Origin of the sequence: Streptomyces chengmaiensis (assembly GCF_029846775.1) — a bacterium.
Taxonomy (GTDB): domain Bacteria; phylum Actinomycetota; class Actinomycetes; order Streptomycetales; family Streptomycetaceae; genus Streptomyces; species Streptomyces chengmaiensis.
Genome location: NZ_JARWBG010000020.1, coordinates 94,280 through 116,449 on the forward strand (window position 1 = coordinate 94,280; position 22,170 = coordinate 116,449).

Below are 22,170 nucleotides of genomic sequence, written 5' to 3' on the forward strand. Positions count from 1 at the left end.
CCCGCCCGTGCGATTGCGTGACGCCCGCGCAAGGTAACACTCCGGCCGAAGGCGGTGGCCGGTTGACAGTGGCTACCTGTCGGTAACAGACTGCGGGTTACCGCAAGTAACACATCGGCGGCCGCCGGGCAGAGCAGGAGGGGACATGAGCGAGTTCACGCTCGAACTCAACGACGACCAGCGGCAGGTACGCGACTGGCTGCACGGATTCGCCGCGGACGTGATCCGCCCGGCCGCCGCGGAGTGGGACGAGCGTGAGGAGACCCCCTGGCCGGTGATCCAGGAGGCGGCCAAAATCGGCATCTACTCACTGGACTTCTACGCCCAGCAGTTCTTCGACCCCACCGGCCTGGGCATCCCCATGGTCATGGAGGAACTCTTCTGGGGCGACGCGGGCATCGCCCTGTCCATCGTCGGCACCGGCCTCGCCGCCGTCGGCGTCATCGCCAACGGCACCGAGGAGCAGATCGGCACCTGGATCCCCCAGATGTACGGCGACGCCGACGACGTCAAGGTCGCCGCCTTCTGCTCCTCCGAACCCGACGCGGGCTCCGACGTCGCCTCCATGCGCACCCGTGCCGTGTACGACGAGGCCAAGGACGAGTGGGTGCTCAACGGCACCAAGACCTGGGCCACCAACGGCGGCATCGCCAATGTGCACGTGGTGGTCGCCGCGGTCGACCCGGAGCTCGGTTCCAAGGGCCATGCGTCCTTCATCGTGCCCCCGGACACCCCCGGCCTCACACAGGGGCAGAAGTTCAAGAAGCACGGCATCCGCGCCTCCCACACCGCCGAGGTGGTGCTGGAGGACGTCCGGGTCCCCGGCCACTGCCTCCTCGGCGGCAAGGAGAAACTCGACGAACGCCTCGCCCGCGCCCGCGACCAGGCCAGGACGGACGGCGAAAGAGTGAAGAACGCCGCCATGGCCACCTTCGAGGCCTCCCGCCCCGCCGTCGGCGCGATGGCGGTGGGCACCGCCCGCGCCGCGTACGAGGTCGCGCTGGACTATGCGAAGACCCGCACCCAGTTCGGCCGGCCGATCATCGACAACCAGGGCGTCGCCTTCCAACTCGCCGACATGCGGACCCGGATCGACGCGGCCCGCCTCCTGGTATGGCGAGCCTCCTGGATGGCCACCGCCGGCAAGCCCTTCACCGCCGCCGAGGGTTCGATGTCCAAGCTCTACGCCAGCGAGACCGCCAAGAAGGTCACCGCACAGGCCATACAGATCCTCGGCGGCAACGGCTACACCCGCGAGTACCCGGTCGAGCGCATGCACCGGGACGCCGCGATCTACACCATCTTCGAGGGCACCAGCGAGATCCAGCGCCTGGTGATCGCCCGCACCCTGTCCGGCATGCCGATCCGCTGATACGACGCGCGCACGAGAAGGCCGGGGGCGCCCCGCGCGCCCCCGGCCCGTCGCCATCGCCGTCAGGCGTCCAGCAGCGCCTCGATCGCCGCCACCACCTCCGGCGCCTCCGGCTCCGTACGCGGCCGGAAGCGTGTGACCTCGCCCCGCGGTGAGATCAGGAACTTCTCGAAGTTCCACTGCACATCGCCCGCTTCGCCGTCCGCGTCCGCCACCCGGGTCAGCTCCGCGTACAGCGCATGCCGGTCCGCGCCGTTCACATCGGTCTTCTCCAGCAGCGGAAACGTCACTCCGTACGTCGCCGAGCAGAACGTACGGATCTCCTCGGCGCTCCCCGGCTCCTGCCCCGCGAACTGGTTGCACGGCACGCCCAGCACCGTGAAGCCCTGCTCGCCGTACTGCTCCTGAAGCCGCTCCAGACCCGAGTACTGCGGGGTCAGGCCGCACTTCGACGCCACATTCACCACCAGCACCACGCGGTCCCTGTACGCGGCCAGCGAGGTGTCCCGGCCGTCGAGCGTGCGCAGCGGAATGTCGTACAGGCTCAGGCTCATCTGTGTCTCCGTCTCCTCATCGGAAGGGACTGCCCTCGGGCAGCCGTGTTCAGTCCGGCCCCGCCAGGCGGGCCGCGAGATCCAGAAAAGCATCGGCGGTGCGCCAGCGCAGCCTGGTGAGATCCAGCTCACGGCTGCTGGACAGATGAGTGTCGAACGGCACCAGCACCGCACCGCCGACGTGTCCGTGGAACCGCTCGGCGACGACGCCGTCCCGCAACTCACCGGTGTGGCCTCCGATCCTGGACACCGCGATCACCGCCTGGTCGGCAAGCCGCCGTCGACCGCTCTCCCGCACCGTCGCAAGGATGTCCTTGGCGACGGCGACGGAACTCGTGGTGGCCGTACAGCAGAGCACCATCCGGTCCGCCAGATCCAGCACGAGGTCCGCGGACTCGTCCACGCGGGCCGCGCCCCAGTCGGAGAGGATCACCGGATAGTGCCGGCTTGCCATGGCGACGATACGGCGGTACTCGTCGCGATACGCCGGGCTCGGAGCGGAGTGCGTCGCACTGTGCGCCAGCACCTCGAGGCCCGAAGGGGTCCGGGTGGTGAAGCGCCGCATGTCCTCGTATGCGCAGTCGGGAGGCAGAGTGATCAGGTCGCGCGGAGTGGCGGGGTTCCGGCGCACCAGCCGGTCGTAGAGATCCCCGGCGGCCGGAGCGGCGTCCAGGGCCAGCACCGGCGCTTCGCGCACCGCGGCGAACACCGCCCCCAGCGCGAAGGTGGTCGTCACCCGCCCGCAGCCGGGATACGCCCCGACCAGCACCACATGGCGGCTGTGGCTGAGGGGCCGGGCGATGCGCGCCAGGCGGCCATGCTCGGCCACGCGGCCGAAGCCCAGCCGCGCGGACCAACGCCCGGGGCGCGGCGGCCGGGGCGCGGAGGTCCAGGCGGGCCGGGGCACGAGGGGAGGCCTGGACAGCGGCAGAGCGCCGCTTCGATGCCCGCCGCCGTCCTCCCCCGACCCAAGAGGAGCCGTCTGCCGCATCGCGGACGCCATGGACACATAGCGCGCGAGCACGCCTGCGACCTCGCCGGCCGTCGGACGCTCCTCCGGGTCGGCGGCCAGACACCGCAGGACCAGCTCGCGCAGCGGCTGCCAGGTGTCGCCTTCCCACAGCAGCATCTCGACTGCGTACCGGTCGCTCGTCCGCCGGCGCTTGCCGCTGATCTGCTTCAGCAGCAGCCCCAACTCCCGCACATTGTCCGCGGGCGTCGGAGCCCGGCCCGTCCCCGAGTACGTGCCGTCGACCACGCAGTCCGACAGCCCCGCCATCAGCACGGAACGTCCCTGCAGCACGATGGAGTCGGCGGAGAGGACAGCCGGCACCAGCCCCTTGAGGTGGCACAGGCTCACCGCCCCCGCCAGGTGCCAGCCGAGGGTGAGACTGGTCAGGATGTCCAGCGGGGCAGCAGGGGGTTCCCCGCCGGCACCCGCTCCCAGCCGATCGCTGAGGCGCTGGGTTTTGACCGGCTGCATGGCGAGCCAGGCAGGCTGCTCGTCCAGGCCCGTGGCAAGCAGGGCCGGCGCATAGCGGCCCTCCATACGCCGCAGTGCCTCGGCCTCGGTGCGGAGCAGCTGCACCTGCGACGGCGGGAGTTCCGGGCGGACCACGCGAATCGCCGCCTCCTCGCCCTGTCGACCGCGGCCGAGATAGACAACGGTCCGCTTTCCCGGGCGGCGCCCGTACAGCCGGTAGGGTCCCAGGCGTACGGGGTCCCGGGGGGTCAGCCTGCGCCAGCCGGCGGACGGGTGCACCGGCCGGTGCTCCCGCTGTTCCGGCGTCGGCGGTTCCATGCGCACCCCGAAGCGCAGCATCAGCCGGCGCTCCACAGCCGTGAACGAACGGAACGCGGGCGGGAGTTCCTCCGTGCCGTCCGGGTGCACCAGCCATGCGGGGAAGTCCGGGGACCGTCCGGCCAGTTGCTCGAGACGCTGACCGATGCGCCTGCTCGTCCGCAGCAGTTCGGCGCTGGGCACGGCGTCGAGCAGCGCGCTCTTGGCCTCTTCCGTGAAGTCGAAGATCTGGTGCCGTGTCGGCAGGGGCCCGGGCACGGGTGCGGGCAGGGGATGGACGAGGCCGCCGAGGAAGACCTCCGCGAGGTGCGCGGTCCTGGCCTCCCACGGTACGGCGGACTGCACCAGCCGCATCACCGGCACCGAGGCCGGTGAGACGGCCGCGATGTGGGCGGCCAGACGGTACGCCTCGGGAGAGGCCGCGTCCTTGAAATGCTGCAGGCTGTGCATTTCGTGGGACGGGACGACGGGAGCGAGACCGCGGGGCCGGGACAGCAGCGGCAGCTCGACCGTGGTGCCCGGAGAGGTGATCAGCCGCGCCCAGTCGCCCATGGGCCCGGACGAGGGTTCGAGCACCGGAATCGGCACACCCGCGTAGTCCACAAGGCCGGCCGGCAGCAACCGGTCGGTGATCTCCCATGCGGTGCTTGCGCCGCCGCGATGCCGTGTGGTCGCCAGCCAGCGCTCTGCCTGGATCCCTGAGCTGTCCCACAGCTGGGTCGGCAGGGCGTGCACCACCGCGGCGGGCCCCACAGCCGCCCAGCCGAGCAGCACATCGTGCATGGCGCCGTGGCGCCATGCGGGCCCCATGCCGTCGCTCACAGCCAGGACCAGCGTCTGACCCGAGGGATCCACCGCCAGGGCGGGCGGCAACCGGGCGCTGTCCGGATCGAAGGGACGTCCCCTGAGCTGCGGGGCCCCGACCGTGCGGGTGTCCAGACCGTAGACCTGGATCGAACGGAACGCCCCCAGCCGCTGCATCATGGTGCGCAGTTCGGCGGCCAGCCGACGCCAGAGGAGCATCGACAGGCCGTCATCCACGGCGACCACCAGATTGAGCCAGCGCTCCCGTGCCGGCCGCATCACCACATCCGGCACCCCGGTCTCCGCCAGCGTCGCCGCGGTGGCCGGCTCGTCCAGCTCCTGCCGCCGCCTGCTCGGGCGCTTCTGCTTCAGCGGGCGCAAAGCCCGGCCGATCGGCAGCTGGTCCGGCAGGGCCTTGTCCTCGGGGACGCGCAGCGGCAGCGCCGTACGCTCCGGCGGCACGCTCCGGTCCGACGGAGACGGCCGCGGGGCCGCCGCGCCGTCCTTGTGGGGCCGTCGGCTGCCGCCGTCCGGCGAAGCCATGGGCCCGCCGGCCGTGAGCCGGGCCCTGTCGCCCTCATACGCGGCGCGGTCGGCCTGCTCCGACGCCTGTGAAGCGGCATTGGAATCGTCGCCGGTCGTCCGGGGCTCCGGGAGCGTCGCGCCGGCGGGCGGCCCGGTCCCGTGCACACGGGCCAGCGGCAGCTCGTCCGCTGCGGGCATCCTCCGGGACAGCCACAGCACATCGAGGACCTCCGGGAGGTCGAGGTCGCAGCCGGCGTCGCCCAGCGCGCGCAGGGCCGATGTCAGCCGGTCCGCCCTCCTCGAAGGTCCCGGAGCCATGGGTCAGACGGCCCCGGTCAGCTGGTGCAGGACCGCGTCCAGCAGCCCTTCCGCGTCAAGGTCCACACCGCAGGCGCGAAGGAAGACCGCGTTGAGCAACTGATCGGTGGCCAGCTCCCCCGGGGCCCTGCGCCGCAGGAACGCGTGGAGGAGGTCGTCCACCTCGTCCAGCGCTCCCTCGCCCAGGTGCGCCGAGACGATCGCCCGCAGCTGCTCTTCGTCCGGCACGGGCAGCGCGAGACGTACGCAGCGGCGCAGAAACGCCGGCGGAAAGTCGCGTTCACCATTGCTGGTGATGATGACGACCGGGAACTCGGCGCACTGGACACGGCCGCGTTCGACGGTCACGGACGCACCGCCGTCGGCCGTCAGCACATCGATGCGGGACGACTCCTCGGGCAGCCGCACCAGCTCCGGGATCTCGAACACCCCCTCCTCGAAGACCGTCAGCAGATCGTTGGGCAGATCAACGTCTCCCTTGTCCATTTCGTCGACGAGCAGCACCCGGGGCGCGGACCCCGGGACCAGCGCGGTGCCGAGCGCGCCCAGCCTGATGAAGCTGCCGATGGACGGCTCCGGCTCGCCGCGGTCCCGGCTCAGCGTCGTCTCGCGCAGCCTGCCGATGGCGTCGTACTGGTACAGCGCTTCCTGCACGCTGGAGCGGCTGTTGACCGACCAGCGCAGCAGGGGCACAAGCGCCAGTTCATGGGCGATGGCCCGGGCCAGCGACGACTTTCCCGTGCCTGCGGGGCCCGTCACCAGCAGCGGCCTGCGCAGATGCAGTGCCGCGTTGACGACGTCGGCGTGCAGGTGAGAGATCAGGTAGGGCAGAGGCGTCGACTCCCGCCAGTCCTGCCCCGCCGGGGGCCTGAACCGGCGCCAGGGCGGAGCCGGCGGCATGGTGACCGGGCGGCGGACCCCGTCACCGCGGAAGATCCGCCAGTCGCCGGCAGACGGTGCACTGCTCATACACTCTCCTGTGGTTCGGACAGATGCAGTTGGGGGACGGAGCGGTCGGCGTCCGCCCAGGCCAGCACCGGACGGCCCGGATACTCCGCGGGCCGGTGCACGGTTCTCGCGCGGTAGGAGCGCACCTCCTCCGGCAACTGCCGCGGAGCCACCGAGGTCATCCGCTCCACCGCGTCGGACGGCGGGCCCGACTCGCGGTCCCACACCACCACCGGAACCCCCATGACGAGACACACCTGCACGATCTCGTCGCGCACCCGCGGCGGAACGTCGACGGTGACGCGGACCGTGTCCATGCGGTCGATCAACGCGCCGTAGATCTCGCGCGCACTCGCGGAAGCGTCGGTGAAGCGCAGCGACGCCCCTGTGTCGAGCTGGCTCCACCGCCGCCGCCAGTCGGGGAGGAAACGTTCGTTGCGGCGCAGGAGTTCCGGGCAGTGCACCACGATCGGATACTCCGCGCCCAGGACTCCCGGAACCAGGTCGTCGGGGCCAAAGCTCTCCCACTCGTCTATCGGCAGATTCAGCCCGGAACGGTCCACCAGCGCCTCGATCAGCGGGCGGCGGTCGTCCGGAGCGGACCGGCACAGCGACTCCAGCAGCCTCAGCAGCTCCCTGGCCGCCTCCCTGCCGCTGTAGGTGGTGTCGCCGGCTGCCGACACCTGACGGGGGCCCGCCCCCTCGTCGCACCACACCCGCATGCGGAACCGCTCCGGCGACGCCCGCATCACATGAACCAGCGCCCGCGGCGGCGCATGGCGACCTGAGCGCGCGCGGGCCCATTCGTCGGCGTCCGAGCGCCGTTCCGCAAGGGCGGCGCGGGGGATGCCGAGCCGCTCGGCGACTCCATCGCACCACAGGCGCAGCCGGGCACGCTGTGCCGAGTCGCAGAGCACGGCGAGGTACTCGATGACCCGCAGCAGCCCCGGCACGCGCGGCCCGCCTCCGGCGCGGCTGTCGCCCGGCAGACACTCCAACCGGTCCAGCAGCACTTCGGTCGCGGCGTCGGCGGGCAGCGCGGCGACCAGGGGCAGGGCCGCCCGTACCGCCTCGGGCAGCCGGGCCGGAACGGCCCGGGGCACGGCGTCCAACAGGGTGCGCAACTTGCGGTGTTCGCGCGGCGAAAGCAGCCGCGGCACCTGCGAGAGCCTTCCCGCGGACAGCAACTGGGCCGTTGCGTCCGGGTCCTGGCGGCGCAGCGCCTCGGACAGCGCGGCCAATGCCCGTGCCTCGGTCACCAGCAGCGAAGCGAACTCCTCGGCGCTCGGGGCCGTACCGTCGTCGGTACAGCTCAGACCGCAGCGGTCCGCCACCGTCCGGCCGATGTCGGCCCTGAGCATGGGCGACGGAAACAGCGACTCGATCAGATCCGTGAGGACCGGCAGCGCCGGGTCGTCCGGGTCGCCCTCCGCGGCGTCGAACAGCGCCCCCGCCCCCGCGGCCCGCAGCTCCCGCTCCACGCGCTGCCAGGGGATGCTCCAGCTGCGCCGTGCGACGTCCTGTGTGCTGTACGGCAGGGGGCGTCCGGTGGCCGGGTCGGCGGGCGGCATCAGATGCGAGGCGACCACCCCGACCACGGCGTCGTACGTGCCCGACCACAGAGGCCCGCCGCTGTAGGCGCGGCCGATCGGCATGCCGGTCGGCTCGCCGTCCACATAGCCGAACGTGCCGTCGCAGGAGGTGACCTGGACTCGCGCGTAGGAGCGACGAAGCGACGAGCCGTGCCAGGCGCGCAGCGTCTGCCCCTCTGCCATCGGATGCCATTGCGGCGGCGTCGACTCACCGGACGCACCTTCGAGGCGCAGCACCGCGAGATCGCCGAGCCACTCGGCGTCGGCTCCCAGGCGCACCTCCGGCGACCCGTCGAGGCGGCGCGGAGGAATCCAGCAGACAGTGCGCGCTCGGTAGCGGCGGGCGCCGCTGGGCTCGTTGACGGAGACCGCGATCGTTTCCGCGCCGGGGCGACGGGGGTCGAACTGTTCCCTGCCCAGGGCGTCGTTCACGACATGCGCACAGGTCAGCAGTGCGTCCGTGGTGAGCAGCACGCCCGCCCCCGCCGCTCTGCCGTCACTGCGGGAGAGGACGGAGACGACGCAGAAGCGCGGGTCCGGCGGAGTGGACCGGTCCGCCGCATGGAACCATCCCATGGGTTCAGCCCGCGGATCTGCCGGGGGCGGGCGCGGGCTGCCAGGTCGCCGAGACGGTGATGTGGGCCTGTCCGCTGCCCCCGACGATGCCCAGCTTGAGATCGTGGCCCACCTGGACGCCGAAGGTGACGTTCACCTCCTGGGGAGGCGCGTCCGATGCCACGACCGCGTCGTGAACCTCCTGAAGCAGCGGGCCCAGCGGCCGCAGGGCCGTGCGCAGAGTGTCCACCGCGAACGCCGCCGCCCCGCGGCCGCGGGAGACCGGGACGCTCCGTCCCATTCCGTCGGGCAGATCCTCGTCCGCCGGATCGGCGGCGCCGGCCGGATGGGTGTCCCCGGCCGGATGGGCGGGCGTTCCCGGTGTGACGGCGGTTGCCTCGAAGCGTACGGACGTCCCGTCGGCGAGTTCCAGCTCAGTGAAGGTCGGCACTCTCCCATTGTGCCGATCACCGGCCAACGCCGTTGCGGTAACGGTGAATTCAGGAGTCGGCGGACGTCCCGCGGCTCCCAGCCCGCCGGATCGGGTCAGAGCTGGCCGACGTCGGTGACCCGGACCACGGCCCGGCCCTCCTCGTCGGAGGCCGCCAGATCGACCTCCGCGCTGATGCCCCAGTCGTGATCGCCGTTCGGGTCGGCGAAGGTCTGCCGGACGCGCCACAGGCCGCGGGCCGCGTTCTCACCGTCTTCCTCGATGGACAGCAGCTTCGGTCCGCGGGCGTCGGGGCCGGTGCCCAGATCGTCGTACTCCTCCCAGTACGCGTCCATGGCCTCGCCCCACGCCTCCTCGTCCCATCCGGACTCGGCGTCCATCCGGCCCAGCTCCGCGACCTGGTCAAGCGCCGCCAGCTCCACCCGGCGGAACATGGCGTTGCGCACCAGCACCCGGAAGGCGCGCGCGTTGGAGGTGACCGGCCTGACCTGGTCGGCCTTCTCCTGGGCCTCCTCGGCGGTCTCCACCTCCGGGTTGGCGAGCTGCTCCCACTCGTCCAGCAGGCTGGAGTCGACCTGGCGGACCATCTCGCCCAGCCAGGCGATCAGGTCTTCCAGGTCCTCGGTCTTCAGATCGTCCGGAATCGTGTGGTCCAGGGCCTTGTAGGCGGAGGCGAGGTAGCGCAGCACGATGCCCTCGGTGCGGGCCAGTTCGTAGAACGAGGTGAACTCGGTGAAGGACAGCGCGCGTTCGTACATGTCCCGGATGACCGACTTGGGGGAGACCGGGTGGTCGCCGACCCACGGATGCGACTTCCGGTAGAGGTTGTAGGCGTGCCACAGCAGCTCTTCCAGCGGCTTGGGGTACGAGACGTCCTGGAGCCGGTCCATCCGCTCCTCGTAGTCCACCCCGTCGGCCTTCATCGCGGCGACCGCCTCGCCGCGCGCCTTGTTCTGCTGGGCGGCCAGGATCTGCCGCGGGTCGTCCAGCGTCGACTCCACGACCGACACCATGTCCAGCGCGTACGACGGCGAGTCGGCGTCCAGCAGCTCGAAGGCGGCGAGGGCGAAGGTGGACAGCGCCTGGTTGAGGGCGAAGTCCTCCTGGAAGTCGACCGTCAGACGGACGATCCGGCCCTGCGCGTCGGGGGCGTCGAGCCGCTCCACGATCCCGCCGTCCAGCAGCGAGCGGTAGATGGCGATCGCCCGGCGGATATGGCGCAGCTGCTGCTTGCGCGGCTCGTGGTTGTCCTCCAGCAGTGTGCGCATCGCCTCGAAGGCGTTGCCCGGTCGGGCGATCACCGACAGCAGCATGGCGTGGGTGACCTTGAAGCGCGAGGTCAGCGGTTCCGGATCGGATGCGATCAGCTTCTCGAAGGTGTTCTGCGACCAGGCGACAAAGCCCTCAGGGGCCTTCTTGCGGACCACTTTCCGCTTCTTCTTGGGATCGTCGCCCGCCTTCGCCAGCGCCTTCTCGTTCTCGATGACGTGCTCGGGCGCCTGGGCGACGACAAAGCCCGACGTGTCGAATCCGGCTCGGCCCGCACGGCCCGCGATCTGGTGGAACTCACGGGAGCGGAGGGTGCGGACGCGACTGCCGTCGTACTTGGTCAGCGCCGTGAACAGCACCGTGCGGATGGGGACGTTCACGCCGACGCCGAGGGTGTCGGTGCCGCAGATCACCTTGAGCAGGCCCGCCTGGGCGAGCTTCTCTACGAGGCGACGGTACTTGGGCAGCATGCCCGCGTGGTGCACCCCGATCCCATGGCGTACGTACCGGGAGAGGTTCCGGCCGAACTTGGTGGTGAAGCGGAAGTTGCCGATCAGCTCGGCGATCCGGTCCTTCTCCTCGCGGGTGCACATGTTGATGCTCATCAGCGACTGCGCCCGCTCGACCGCCTGGGCCTGGGTGAAGTGCACGATGTACACCGGCGCCTGCCTGGTGTCCAGCAGCTCGGTGAGCGTCTCGGTGATCGGCGTCGTGCGGTACTCGTACGAGAGCGGCACCGGGCGGGTCGCCGAGCGCACCACCGCCGTCTCCCGCCCGGTGCGGCGCGTCAGATCCTTCTCGAACATCGAGACGTCGCCGAGCGTCGCCGACATCAGCACGAACTGCGCCTGGGGGAGTTCCAGCAGCGGGATCTGCCAGGCCCAGCCGCGGTCCGGCTCCGCGTAGAAGTGGAACTCGTCCATCACCACCTGGCCGATGTCCGCGTCCTTGCCGTCGCGCAGCGCGATCGAGGCCAGCACCTCGGCGGTGCAGCAGATCACCGGGGCGTCCGCGTTGACGGACGCGTCGCCGGTCAGCATGCCGACGTTCTCCGTGCCGAAGAGCTTGCACAGGTCGAAGAACTTCTCCGACACCAGCGCCTTGATCGGGGCGGTGTAGAAGGTCACCTCGTCACGAGCCAGCGCCGCGAAGTGCGCCCCTGCCGCCACCAGGCTCTTTCCGGAACCGGTGGGGGTGGAGAGGATCACGTTGGCCCCGGAGACCACCTCGATCAGCGCCTCCTCCTGAGCCGGGTAGAGAGAGATGCCCCGGCCTGAAGCCCATGAGGTGAAGGCCTCGAAGAGGGCATCGGGGTCGGCGTCTGGCGGCAGCTGATCGATAAGGGTCACGCCCCCATCTTGCCTGTCCCACCCCGGGATGCGGGAACCGGTCGACGGCCAGAAGATCACGCACGGTACGCTCCCGTGTCGACCGGCCCGTCAACTGGGCGGGACCACAACAACACTGGGGCGGGAACAGCACATGATGGGACCGGCGCACTCTCTGTCCGGGGCGGCCGCCTGGCTGGGGGTCGGCGCGGCCGTCGCGGCGGCGGGGCATCCGATGCCGTGGCCGGTGCTCGTCGTCGGCGCGCTGATCTGCGCGGGCGCGGCGCTCGCGCCGGACCTCGACCACAAGGCGGCGACGATCTCCCGGGCCTTCGGGCCCGTCTCCCGCCGGCTGTGCGAGGTCGTCGACAAGCTCTCGTACGCCGTCTACAAGGCCACGAGGAAACCCGGCGACCCGCGCAGGACCGGCGGACACCGCACTCTGACGCACACCTGGCTGTGGGCCGTGCTGATCGGCGCGGGCGCCTCGGCGGTCGCGGTCACCGGAGGCCGCTGGGCGGTCCTCGCGATCCTCTTCGTCCATCTGGTGCTGGCCGTGGAGGGCCTGCTGTGGCGCGCCGCACGGGTCTCCAGCGACGTCCTGGTGTGGCTGCTGGGCGCGACCAGCGCATGGATCCTGGCCGGCGTTCTGGACAAGCCGGGCAACGGCGCGGACTGGCTGTTCACCGCGCCCGGCCAGGAGTACCTCTGGCTCGGCCTCCCGATCATCCTCGGCGCCCTGGTCCATGACATCGGCGACGCCCTCACCGTCTCCGGCTGCCCCGTCCTGTGGCCGATCCCCGTCGGCAACAAGCGCTGGTACCCGGTCGGCCCGCCGAAGGCGATGCGCTTCCGGGCGGGCAGCTGGGTCGAGCTCAAGGTCCTCATGCCGGTGTTTATGCTCCTGGGCGGAGTGGGCGGGGCGGCGGCGCTGAACTTCATCTAGAGCGTCCCTCCCGGCAGGCTTTGCCTCGTCGCACCGCCCTGCACGCTCCCCCACGGCCTCCGGCGTGGGCGGGACCCCCACCCCCTTAGGCCCTGCGGGCCCGGGAGGCGTCCCACAGCGCGTTGGCCGGAAGCCCGAGCAGCTCCGCTGCGAGGACTTCCGGCCGTCTTGGGATCTCCCCCGCAGCCCGTCGGCTCGGGGCGCCCGGCACCGGACGGCGCTCCTTGACCGGCAATGTCCGCCGGGAGGGGTGCTGGGGCCGGCGGGCCTTCATGCCATTCCTGCAGGGTTCACGGACTCGCGCGCAAGGGGAAGGCTGTGACCTGCAGTCGCAGATGGCGGCGCGCATCGTGAGGCGTGGAGGCTGTCGGTGGACGGTGCGCAATCGACGGCCGTGCACCCGTTTGGATATCACGCCGCGCATTGGGGGCACAGCGCCGGAAGGGCGGTTCAGCTGTCCCGGAGCAGGCGTGCCGCGAGTGCGGGGGACAGGCGGTGAAGGGTTACCAGGGCGCGGATCTTGCCTACGTGGACGACGGGGCGGTCGCGATCGAGGCCGTCCAGCAGTTCCTTGACGGCCTGTTCCGGGCTGATTTTGCCCTTGCCCCGGCCGGCTGTCATGGCCGTGTCCACGAGGGGCAGCATGGCCTCCGTCACCCGGATGCCGCGCTCGTCGTCGGCGAGCTGGTAGCGCAGGGCGGTGGTGTAGCTGCGTAGCGCTGCCTTGGTGGCGCAGTACAGGGGGGCACTGCGCTTGGGGGTCAGGGCCAGGGCCGAGGTGATGTTGACGATGGTGCTCCCGGGCAGCATCAGCGGCAGGGTGAGCGCGGTGAGTTTGACCGGGCCGGTCAGATTCGTGCCGATCTCCGTGTCGATGTCGCGCAGCACGGTGTCGTGGTCGTGCTTGGTGACCCGGTAACCGAACTGCACGGCCGCGTTGTTGACCAACAGGCGGATGCCTCCTCGCGCGCGCAGCTCTGCCGCCAGGGAGGCGATGTCGCTCTCCACTGCGAGGTCGCAGCGTATGGCGTCGATGCCCGGTATGGCGTCGGCGTCGGCCACGCGGGTCCGGTCCCGTCCGCAGACGACGACCCGCTCGCCGCGCTGGGCGAGTCGGCGCGCCAGGGCCAGGCCCACACCTGCTGTGCCGCCGGTGATCACAGTCTGTCCTGCTGGCATGGCTGAACCCCCTTCGTCGATTTTAATTACAGACCAGTACTGTAAACTAACTCCTCTCGGTTCGGTGAGATTCCGTGGAGAAGAAGGAGCGCCGTGACGTACGTGGTGATGAACATGCTGCGGTTCCAGCCCGCCTGGCTCAGGCTGGAGCGCGCGGAACGCGCCGCCGTCTGGGAGACGGTCAAGGCGCTGGCGGGCCGTGCCGAAGGGGTCAGGCTGCGCTGGTTCGACGCGGAGGCATTCTGCGCCGAGTACAGCGACATCCTGTTCGTGGAGACCGAGGACCTCTCCGCCTACTACCTGTTCTGGGAAGCGGTCCGCGACACCGACCTGTTCTCCGTGCCGTATGTGGAGGTGACGCAGGTCGCGATGGGGATCGAGGACGGGTTCGCCGCGTACGACAGGACGCTCGCCCCCGGAGGGCAGGTGGTGGCCGGTGAGTGAGCGGACGTCCGCGCCGGGCCGCCCGCGCAGCAGCGAAGCCTCAGGGCGCATCCTGCGAGCGACTGTCGAACTGCTGGCGGAGGGCGGGGCGGCCGGGGTGTCGGTCGACGCGGTGGCCGCCCGCGCGGGCGTCTCCCGGCCCACGGTCTACCGACGGTGGAAGGACCGTACGGAGCTGATCGCAGCCGCGGTCCGGGATGCCTTCGCCCAGGCCAACCCAGAAGCCCCCGACACCGCCGATCCGCTGGCGGACCTCGTCACCGTCCTGTCCAACACCATCCGGCTCCTCACCGGCACCTCCCTGGGGCGCGTCATCGCCGGACTGGTCAGCGAACTGCCCAGATCACCGGAGCTCGCCGCCGCTCTGCACGAGGTGGAGCGGGAGCGGCGCGAGATCCTGCGCCAGGTGCTGCAACGCGCCGCAGAACAGGGACGGCTGCGCCTAACGGATATGGACCTGGCCATCGAAGTCCTGCTCGGCCCGGTCTACCTCAGACTGCTCGTCACCGGTGACCCCGTCCCATCCGATCTCGCCGCGGAACTCGCCGCGCTCGCGGTCGCTCCCGCCGACTCCGGTCCGCTGCCCGGGTAGGCCGCGGTCCGGCCCTGAACACGGCACCGCACGGGCGGGTGCCCGCGCGACGGCAGCGCGGCGATGCCCAGCTGGTGCACCAGCCCCCAGCCCAGGGCCCTGAGCTGGCCGCCGAGCTGCCCCCGCCCGAGCCAGAGCAGAAAGCGGGGCCCGGACCGTACGTCGGGATCGCCCGGATCGGGATACGGAAGATCGGCGAGATGCATGACGTCCCAGGGCTGCTCGACGGTGCCGGAAAGCGGTTCAAACCGTGCAAGGTTCGCTCTCCGGCACCCCGCCGGGCAATCGGTTTTCGTGCGTGGCGGCCGTGCCCCGGGTCAGACCGCCGCCCCGGCCGGCCTGGGGGAGTCCACCCCGGCCCGGGCCTTGCGCCACTCGCCCCGGGTGAAGTCCGGGATCTGCTGTGGCGCGCCGTCGGCCTTGATCGAGGCGTGGCTCAGCGGGACGGGGGCCGTCCAGGTGGCCCCGTCGTACACGTCGAAGTCGGGCGTCAGCCCCAGCCGCATGCACTGCATCAGCCGGTAGACCATGATGTAGTCCATTCCGCCGTGGCCCCCGGGCGGGTTGGAGTGCTCCTTCCAGAGCCAGTGGTCCCAGTCGGCATACGCTGCGAAATCACCCCACTGGTGGCCGGTGTGGTCGGGCTCCAGATAGATGCGGGCCGGATAGTCCTCGAAGACGCCCTTGGTGCCGCCCAGGCTGTTGATCCGGCTGTAGGGGTGCGGCGTGGACACATCGTGCTCCAGTCGGATGACCCTGCCCTTCGCCGTCCGGACCAGGCTGACGGTCCGGTCGCTACCGATGTACGTCTCCTTCCAGCTCGGGTCGCCCGGCGGCATATGGGCCCCGCGGTACTCGGCGAGTCCCAGCGCCGGCGTGCCAAAGCTCGCGATGCTCACCGCACGGTCGCCGCGGTTGACGTCCATGTAGTTGGCGACCGGCCCGAAGCCGTGGTTGGGGTAGAGGTCGCCGCGCAGCCGGGTGTGCCACAGCCGCCGCCACGGCCCCTCGTAGTAGTCCGGGGAGAACATCAGGTCCCGCAGATCGTGGTTGTACGCGCCCGCCCCGTGCAGCAGCTCGCCGAACCTGCCGGCGTGCGCCATCCGCAGCACCCGCATCTCGTTTCTGCCGTAGCAGCAGTTCTCGAGCTGCATGCAGTGCCGCCGCGTCCGCTCGGAGAGGTCCACGAGCCGCCACAGGTCGTCCAGGCGCATGGCGAGGGGGCACTCGACGCCCACGTGCTTGCCGTTCAGCATCGCGCACGCGGCCATCGCGGCGTGGCTGTCCCAGGGGGTGGCCACATAGACGAAGTCGAGGTCGCCGCGGCCGCACAGGTTCTCGTAGTCGTCCTCCCCCCTGGTGTAAAGAGCGGGCGCGGGCTGGCCGGCGTTCACCACTCTGGCTGCGGCGCGTTCGGCCTTCTCCCGGACCGGGTCGCACAAGGCGACCACACGGACCCACGGGAGGGCGAGAAAGAGCCCGATCATACCGTCGCCCCGGTTGCCCAGGCCGATGATGCCCATCCGTACCGTGCTCCGCCGCTCGAAGGGGACGCCGGCCATGGTCCGGCCGCGGCGGGGCGGTACGGCGGCCTCGTCGGCGGAGTCCTCGGCGGCGCCGTCGCCGGCCGCGGAACCGGCGGCGGGAGCGGCGGCCGGAACGGGCGGCGCCGGGGCGGCCGAGGCCGACGGGACTCCGAGGGCGCCGAGCCCGAGGCCCGCTCCGGCCGTCGTGCGCAGGACCGAGCGGCGGCTCATGGAGGCGGCGTCGCCGGCCTCCGTACGGTCGTTCTCACCGGGGTTCCGAGGTGCTGCGTCGTTCATCGAGCCTCCAAGGGGACTGACGTTGCGCGGCCGGGCCATAAAGCATCATGAACCTCGGTAGGGACCCTGGATGCCTGAACTGCTCCGTGCAAGAGCGCTGTTCGGACTACCTGGGCGATCTCATGGACCCTCGCGGGTCCCGCCGTGCCCGCCCCGCCCTGCCCGGGTCACGGGCGCACCGCCGCTGAGGTGCCGTCAGCCTCCGTCAGCAGCGGCCCGGATGCGGCCCGTCGACCAGGGTGGAGAGCAGCCCGCCGAGGGTCGCGCGCTCCTCGGCGGTCAGCGGGGCCAGGATGTCCTCCGCCGCCGCGCGGCGCGCGCTGCGCAGTGCCCGCAGCACGGCGCGCCCGGCGTCGGTGAGCTCGATGCGGATCACTCTGCGGTTGTCGGGGTCCGGCGCCCGGCGCACGCAGCCGCTCGCCTCCAGGCCGTCGACGAGGCTGGTGATCGCACGGGGGACCACCTCGAGGCGCTCGGCGAGATCGGCCATCCGCGGGGGCCGGTCGTAGTGCGCGACGGTGCGCAGCAGCCGCGACTGGGCGGGGGTGATGGCGATGTCGGCCGACTCCAGCTGCCTCTTCTGACTGCGGTGGAGCCGGCGCGTCAGCCGCAGCAGCTGCTCGGCCAGCAGACCGTCGGGGTCGGGGGCGCTCATACCGGAACACTATCAGGACCCCGCTCATTGTGAAGCTAGGTAACAATGAGCTATGGTCTCGATGGCGCGCTCCGGTCGTGTGCCGCCTCCGACCCCGCAAAGGAGCCCATGCATCCCGAACCCGACTCCTGGACGCCCCCGCCGAAGGAGGCCGGGGAGCCGCCCGCCGACGTGCGGCGGATCCTGCGTCTGTTCCGCCCCTATCGCGGCCGGCTCGCCGTCGTCGTGCTGCTCGTCGCCGCGGCCTCGCTCGTGTCCGTCGCCTCGCCGTTCCTGCTGCGCGAGATCCTCGACACCGCCATCCCGGAGGGCCGCACCGGTCTGCTCAGCCTGCTCGCGCTGGGCATGGTCCTCACGGCGGTGATGAACAGCGTCTTCGGAGTGCTCCAGACGCTGATCTCCACCACCGTCGGCCAGCGCGTCATGCACGACCTGCGCACCGCCGTCTACGCCCGGCTGCAGCGCATGCCGCTGGCCTTCTTCACCAGGACCAGGACCGGCGAGGTCCAGTCCCGCATCGCCAACGACATCGGCGGCATGCAGGCGACGGTCACCTCGACCGCCACCTCCCTGGTCTCCAATCTCACCGCCGTGGTCGCCACCGTCGTCGCGATGCTCGCCCTGGACTGGCGGCTGACGGCCGTGTCGCTGCTGCTCCTGCCGGTGTTCGTCGCCATCAGCCGGCGCGTCGGCCGGGAGCGCAAGAAGATCACCACCCAGCGGCAGAAGCAGATGGCCGCCATGGCCGCCACGGTCACCGAGTCGCTCTCCGTCAGCGGCATCCTGCTCGGCCGCACCATGGGCCGCGCCGACTCGCTGACCGCCTCCTTCGCTGCCGAGTCCGACCGGCTCGTCGACCTCGAGGTCCGCTCCAGCATGGCGGGCCGCTGGCGGATGGCCACGATCGGCATCGTCATGGCCGCCATGCCCGCCGTCGTCTACTGGGCGGCGGGACTCGCGCTGCGGACCGGCGGGCCCGCGATCTCCCTCGGCACCCTGGTCGCCTTCGTCTCGCTGCAGCAGGGGCTGTTCCGGCCGGCGGTGAGCCTGCTCTCCACCGGCGTGCAGATGCAGACCTCGCTCGCCCTGTTCCAGCGGATCTTCGAATATCTGGACCTGCCGGTCGAGATCAGCGAACGGGAACGGCCGGTGCGGCTCGACAAGATCCTCGGCGAAGTGCGCTTCGAAGGAGTGGGCTTCGCCTATGACGCCGCCCAGCCGCGCGCCACACTGGACGGGATCGACATCGCAGTCCCCGCCGGCGCCTCCCTGGCGGTCGTCGGCCCCACCGGCTCGGGCAAGACCACCCTCAGCTATCTGGTGCCCCGGCTGTACGACGTCACCTCGGGCCGCGTGACCCTCGACGGAGTCGATGTACGCGACCTCGACTTCGACACCCTCGCCCGGGCCGTCGGAGTGGTCTCCCAGGAGACCTACCTCTTCCATGCCTCCGTGGCCGAGAACCTCCGCTTCGCCAAGCCCGACGCGAGCGACGAGGAGATCGTTGCGGCCGCCCGGGCTGCGCAGATCCACGACCACATCATGTCCCTGCCCGACGGCTATGACACCCTGGTCGGCGAGCGAGGCTACCGCTTCTCCGGGGGCGAGAAGCAGCGTCTGGCGATCGCCCGCACCATCCTGCGCGACCCGCCCGTGCTGATCCTCGACGAGGCGACCAGCGCTCTCGACACCCGCACCGAACACGCCGTGCAGCAGGCCGTCGACGCGCTCTCCGCCGGCCGTACCACGATCACCATCGCCCACCGGCTGTCCACCGTCCGCGATGCCGACCAGATCGCCGTCCTCGACGGCGGACGGGTGGCGGAACGGGGCAGCCATCACGAACTCCTCGAGCGGAACGGCCGCTATGCGTCCCTGCTGCGCAGGGACGCCCGGGTGGCGCCCGCCGCCCCGTTGCTTCCTGAAGCCGGGTGAGGGCCGCGGGTGCGCCGCGCGCCGGGTGCCGCGATCGCGTGCGCCGGGCGGTTAGCGTGCCCCCATGATGTACGAGCCCCCGCCGGAACGGTCCGGGCGCAGGCTGCGTCTGACCCGCCGTGGCCGGCTGGTCCTGATCGTCACCATGGCCGCCGCGGCCTGCGCTGCCGTACTGATCCCCCTGCTGGTGGTCCAAGAGGAGCCGAAGCCCGAGAAGCAGCCGGAGAAACGCCGGACCCTGCTGATCCCCGAGGGCTGGCGCGCCTCACAGGTGTACCGGGCCGTCGACAAGGCGCTGGGCAAACCCCCGGGCGCCACCCGCAAGGCCGCTGCCACCGCCGATCTCAAGCTGCCCGCCGAGGCCAAGGGGAACCCGGAGGGCTATCTCTTCCCCGCCACCTACCCCATCGATCCCGGCGCCACCCCGGCCGGGCTGCTCGCCTATATGGTCGACACGGCCCACAAGCGGTTCGCCGCCGACAGCGTCAGCGCCGGAGCCCAGCGCTCCGGCGCCGGGCTCTACCGGACCGTCAACATCGCCAGCATCGTGCAGGCGGAGGTGGACGCGGCTGCAGACATGGGCAAGGTCGCCCGGGTCATCCACAACCGGCTGAAGCAGGACATGCCGCTCCAGATGGACTCCACGCTCAACTACGCCCTGAACCGCTCCACCCTGGACACCACGCTCGACGACACCAGACTCGACAGCCCGTACAACACCTATCTGCGCCTGGGGCTGCCGCCCACCCCGATCGGCAACCCGGGCGAAGAGGCCCTGCGCGCGGCGCTCGACCCGCCGGAAGGCGACTGGATGTACTTTGTCACCGTCGCCCGCGGGGACACCCGGTTCACGGCCGACTACGCGGAGCACCGGCGCAATGTGGAGGAGTTCAACGCCCGTCGCAGAAGCGCCGGAGCCACGGCCGACACTGACAGCTGATCACATCGGGCGCGGGCGTCGGGCGGATCACGCGAGGGTGGGCGCACGCTCCTCCAGCAGCCGCTTGATCTCGCGCACCGCGGCCCGCCCCGCCCGGTTCGCGCCGATCGTCGACGCCGAAGGGCCGTAGCCCACCAGATGGACGCGGCGGTCGCGGACCGCACGGGTGCCGTCCAGCCGGACGCCGCCGCCCGGCTCCCGCAGCCTCAGGGGCGACAGATGGCCGATCGCCGGCCGGAAGCCCGTCGCCCACAGGATCACATCCGCCTCGGCCGTCCGACCGTCACCCCACTCCACACCCGCGGGGGTGATCCGCTCGAACATGGGCAGCCGCTCCAGCACCCCCCGCTCGCGGGCGCGGCGCACCGCGTCGTTCAGCGGCAGCCCGGTCACGGAGACCACGCTCCGCGGCGGCAGGCCCTGCCGTACGCGCTCCTCCACCAGTGCGACCGCCGCCCGCCCGGCCTCCTCGTCGAACGGCCCCTCCCGGAACACAGGGGTGCGTCGTGTCACCCAGTAGGTCTCCGCCGCCACTCCGGCGATCTCCATCAGATGCTGGGTGCCCGAGGCCCCGCCGCCCACCACGATCACCCGCAGCCCGGCGAACTCCTGCGGCCCCGGATAGTCCGCCGTGTGCAGTTGACGCCCGCGGAAGGTCTCCTGGCCCGGATAGCGGGGCCAGAACGGCCGGTCCCAGGTGCCCGTCGCATTGATCAGGGCACGGCTCGACCAGGCGCCCTCGGAGGTCTCCGTCAGCAGCCGCCCGCCGTCGTCCTCGCGCACCGCGGTCACCTCCACCGGACGGCGCACCCGCAGACCGAAGCGTTCCTCGTAGGCGGCGAAGTACGCGCCGATCACCTCGGAGGAGGGCCGGGCCGCGTCGGCGTCCAGGGCCTGAGCCGACTCCATGCCCGGCAGCGCGTGCATGCCGTGCACCTTGCCGTAGGTCAGCGAGGGCCAGCGGAACTGCCATGCCCCGCCGGGACGCGGGGCGCGGTCGAGGACGGTGAAGTCACGGTCCGGCGCCAGACCCGCGCGCCGTAGATGGTAGGCGCCGGAGAGCCCCGCCTGCCCGGCGCCGATGACGACGACGTCCACATCCCGTACACCGAAATCGTTCATGATTCTACTAATGCTCCAGTGCGACGTCGTAATTCCACGTCACATTGGGCGGCATGGTGGCTACCGGGGGTACGACCCCGGCGCACCCTGGGCAGCTGACCTCGGCAACTCCAAGATCCCCGACAGAGTCAAGCTGGACGGGTTCCGTGGGTTGTGTCGAGAAGGCGGGGGAGGGATACGGTGAGGAAGCGGTCGAAGGGGATACGGCTGTGGTCGACGCGGCCGCGCATGACGGCTCCTTCCCAGCATTCGATGATCATCGATGCCAGTTCCGTCGTCCCGGTGGCCGCGGTGATGTCTCCCGCGTCTCTTGCCTGTGCCAGACATGCTCCGACGAGGGCGGACCACTGGTCCATGACGTCGGCCAGCTGCTGGCGTGCCTGACCGTTGTCATCGGTTACCTCGAGGGCGAGGTTGCCCAGGAGGCACCCGAGCGCGAACCCGCGCTCGGCGTGGTCCCGGGTCAGTGCGCCGAAGAATGCCACCAGGCGGCTGACCGGGGGGACCGAGGGGTCGGTCAGGAGCGGGCCGTGATCACGGACGACTGTCGACCAGTAGTCGTCGATGACCGCGGCCACGAACGCGTTCTTGCTGTCGTAGTAGCTGTAGAACGACCCCTTCGGCACACCGGCCGTGTCCGTGATCTCCTTGATGCCCACCGCGTTGATGCCACGGGCATGGAACAGGGCGCGCCCGGCATCGAGAAGCCGCGCGCGGACTAGGGGATTGGCAGGTCGGGGCACACCCACACCCTAACCCCGGCCCGCCCACCCCCTCACAGCGGTCACGGTTGCGCATCGGGCCGCCACCGCTCCACACATGTCGTACTCCTGAACAGGTCAAAAAGGGTCGGTCGGGCTGGGTTACTTGTTGGCGCCGAGCTCGATCGGCACGCCGACGAGGGAGCCGTACTCGGTCCACGAGCCGTCGTAGTTCTTGACGTTCTCCACACCGAGCAGCTCGTGCAGCACGAACCAGGTCAGCGCGGAGCGCTCACCGATGCGGCAGTAGGCGATG

Annotated in this window: 18 protein-coding genes; 6 read left to right on the plus strand and 12 right to left on the minus strand. The window is 71.1% G+C overall.

The features are described from left to right. Positions 1-145 precede the first annotated feature (145 nt). Positions 146-1,372 (plus strand): acyl-CoA dehydrogenase family protein, encoded by a 1,227-nt coding sequence (locus QCN29_RS18500; RefSeq protein WP_279929367.1) that lies wholly within the window; start codon positions 146-148, stop codon positions 1,370-1,372. A 62-nt stretch (positions 1,373-1,434) separates the two neighbouring features. On the opposite strand, the gene QCN29_RS18505 is transcribed toward QCN29_RS18500, so the two are convergent. The 6 genes from QCN29_RS18505 to QCN29_RS18530 form a co-directional block, all read right to left on the minus strand. Then, positions 1,435-1,920 carry a glutathione peroxidase gene (locus QCN29_RS18505; protein WP_279929400.1) on the minus strand — a complete coding sequence of 162 codons (486 nt, stop codon included), beginning with the start codon at positions 1,918-1,920 and terminating at the stop codon, positions 1,435-1,437. Between the two features lie 55 nt (positions 1,921-1,975). Beyond that, on the minus strand, positions 1,976-5,374 hold the full coding sequence (locus QCN29_RS18510) for an SAV_2336 N-terminal domain-related protein (RefSeq protein ID WP_279929369.1): 3,399 nt from the start codon (positions 5,372-5,374) through the stop codon (positions 1,976-1,978). Positions 5,375-5,377: 3 nt separating this feature from the next. After that, entirely contained in the window at positions 5,378-6,343 is a 966-nt protein-coding gene (locus QCN29_RS18515) for an AAA family ATPase (RefSeq protein ID WP_279929371.1), read from the minus strand. Continuing rightward, entirely contained in the window at positions 6,340-8,490 is a 2,151-nt protein-coding gene (locus tag QCN29_RS18520) for a VMAP-C domain-containing protein (RefSeq protein ID WP_279929373.1), read from the minus strand. Before QCN29_RS18520 ends, QCN29_RS18515 begins: the two co-directional genes overlap by 4 nt. Positions 8,491-8,494: 4 nt before the next feature. Further along, positions 8,495-8,920 (minus strand): CU044_2847 family protein, encoded by a 426-nt coding sequence (locus QCN29_RS18525; RefSeq protein ID WP_279929374.1) that lies wholly within the window; start codon positions 8,918-8,920, stop codon positions 8,495-8,497. Between the two features lie 95 nt (positions 8,921-9,015). Beyond that, positions 9,016-11,598, minus strand: a complete 2,583-nt coding sequence (locus QCN29_RS18530) for a DEAD/DEAH box helicase (protein ID WP_279929375.1) — start codon at positions 11,596-11,598, stop codon at positions 9,016-9,018. A 73-nt stretch (positions 11,599-11,671) separates the two neighbouring features. On the opposite strand from QCN29_RS18530, the gene QCN29_RS18535 reads away from it, so the two are divergent. Then, positions 11,672-12,463, plus strand: a complete 792-nt coding sequence (locus QCN29_RS18535; protein ID WP_240136364.1) for a metal-dependent hydrolase — start codon at positions 11,672-11,674, stop codon at positions 12,461-12,463. Between the two features lie 450 nt (positions 12,464-12,913). On the opposite strand, the gene QCN29_RS18540 is transcribed toward QCN29_RS18535, so the two are convergent. After that, on the minus strand, positions 12,914-13,642 hold the full coding sequence (locus QCN29_RS18540) for an SDR family oxidoreductase (protein ID WP_279929376.1): 729 nt from the start codon (positions 13,640-13,642) through the stop codon (positions 12,914-12,916). A gap of 93 nt (positions 13,643-13,735) precedes the next feature. On the opposite strand from QCN29_RS18540, the gene QCN29_RS18545 reads away from it, so the two are divergent. Both QCN29_RS18545 and QCN29_RS18550 read left to right on the plus strand, forming a co-directional pair. Then, a complete protein-coding gene (locus QCN29_RS18545) occupies positions 13,736-14,086 on the plus strand; it encodes a darcynin family protein (protein WP_279929377.1) in 351 nt (116 codons plus the stop codon). Then, on the plus strand, positions 14,079-14,678 hold the full coding sequence (locus tag QCN29_RS18550; protein WP_279929378.1) for a TetR/AcrR family transcriptional regulator: 600 nt from the start codon (positions 14,079-14,081) through the stop codon (positions 14,676-14,678). The genes QCN29_RS18545 and QCN29_RS18550 overlap by 8 nt, the downstream gene beginning before the upstream one ends. A gap of 317 nt (positions 14,679-14,995) precedes the next feature. On the opposite strand, the gene QCN29_RS18555 is transcribed toward QCN29_RS18550, so the two are convergent. Both QCN29_RS18555 and QCN29_RS18560 read right to left on the minus strand, forming a co-directional pair. Further along, positions 14,996-16,435 (minus strand): Gfo/Idh/MocA family protein, encoded by a 1,440-nt coding sequence (locus QCN29_RS18555; RefSeq protein ID WP_279929401.1) that lies wholly within the window; start codon positions 16,433-16,435, stop codon positions 14,996-14,998. 271 nt (positions 16,436-16,706) lie between these two features. Next, a complete protein-coding gene (locus QCN29_RS18560) occupies positions 16,707-17,156 on the minus strand; it encodes a MarR family winged helix-turn-helix transcriptional regulator (protein ID WP_279929379.1) in 450 nt (149 codons plus the stop codon). A 108-nt stretch (positions 17,157-17,264) separates the two neighbouring features. Here QCN29_RS18560 and QCN29_RS18565 point away from each other — a divergent pair, with 108 nt between their 5' ends. Further along, positions 17,265-19,091 (plus strand): ABC transporter ATP-binding protein, encoded by a 1,827-nt coding sequence (locus tag QCN29_RS18565; protein WP_279929380.1) that lies wholly within the window; start codon positions 17,265-17,267, stop codon positions 19,089-19,091. A 64-nt stretch (positions 19,092-19,155) separates the two neighbouring features. Next, entirely contained in the window at positions 19,156-20,031 is an 876-nt protein-coding gene (mltG, locus tag QCN29_RS18570) for an endolytic transglycosylase MltG (RefSeq protein ID WP_279929383.1), read from the plus strand. 27 nt (positions 20,032-20,058) lie between these two features. Here the strand turns inward: mltG and QCN29_RS18575 are convergent, their stop codons facing one another. The 3 genes from QCN29_RS18575 to QCN29_RS18585 all read right to left on the minus strand — a co-directional run. Beyond that, a complete protein-coding gene (locus QCN29_RS18575; RefSeq protein WP_279929386.1) occupies positions 20,059-21,153 on the minus strand; it encodes an FAD-dependent oxidoreductase in 1,095 nt (364 codons plus the stop codon). 128 nt (positions 21,154-21,281) lie between these two features. Next, positions 21,282-21,896, minus strand: coding sequence for a TetR/AcrR family transcriptional regulator (locus QCN29_RS18580; RefSeq protein ID WP_279929388.1), 615 nt, complete (start codon positions 21,894-21,896; stop codon positions 21,282-21,284). A gap of 120 nt (positions 21,897-22,016) precedes the next feature. Continuing rightward, positions 22,017-22,170 (minus strand): rhodanese-like domain-containing protein (locus QCN29_RS18585; RefSeq protein WP_279929402.1); only part of this gene is annotated, 154 nt, incomplete at its 5' end.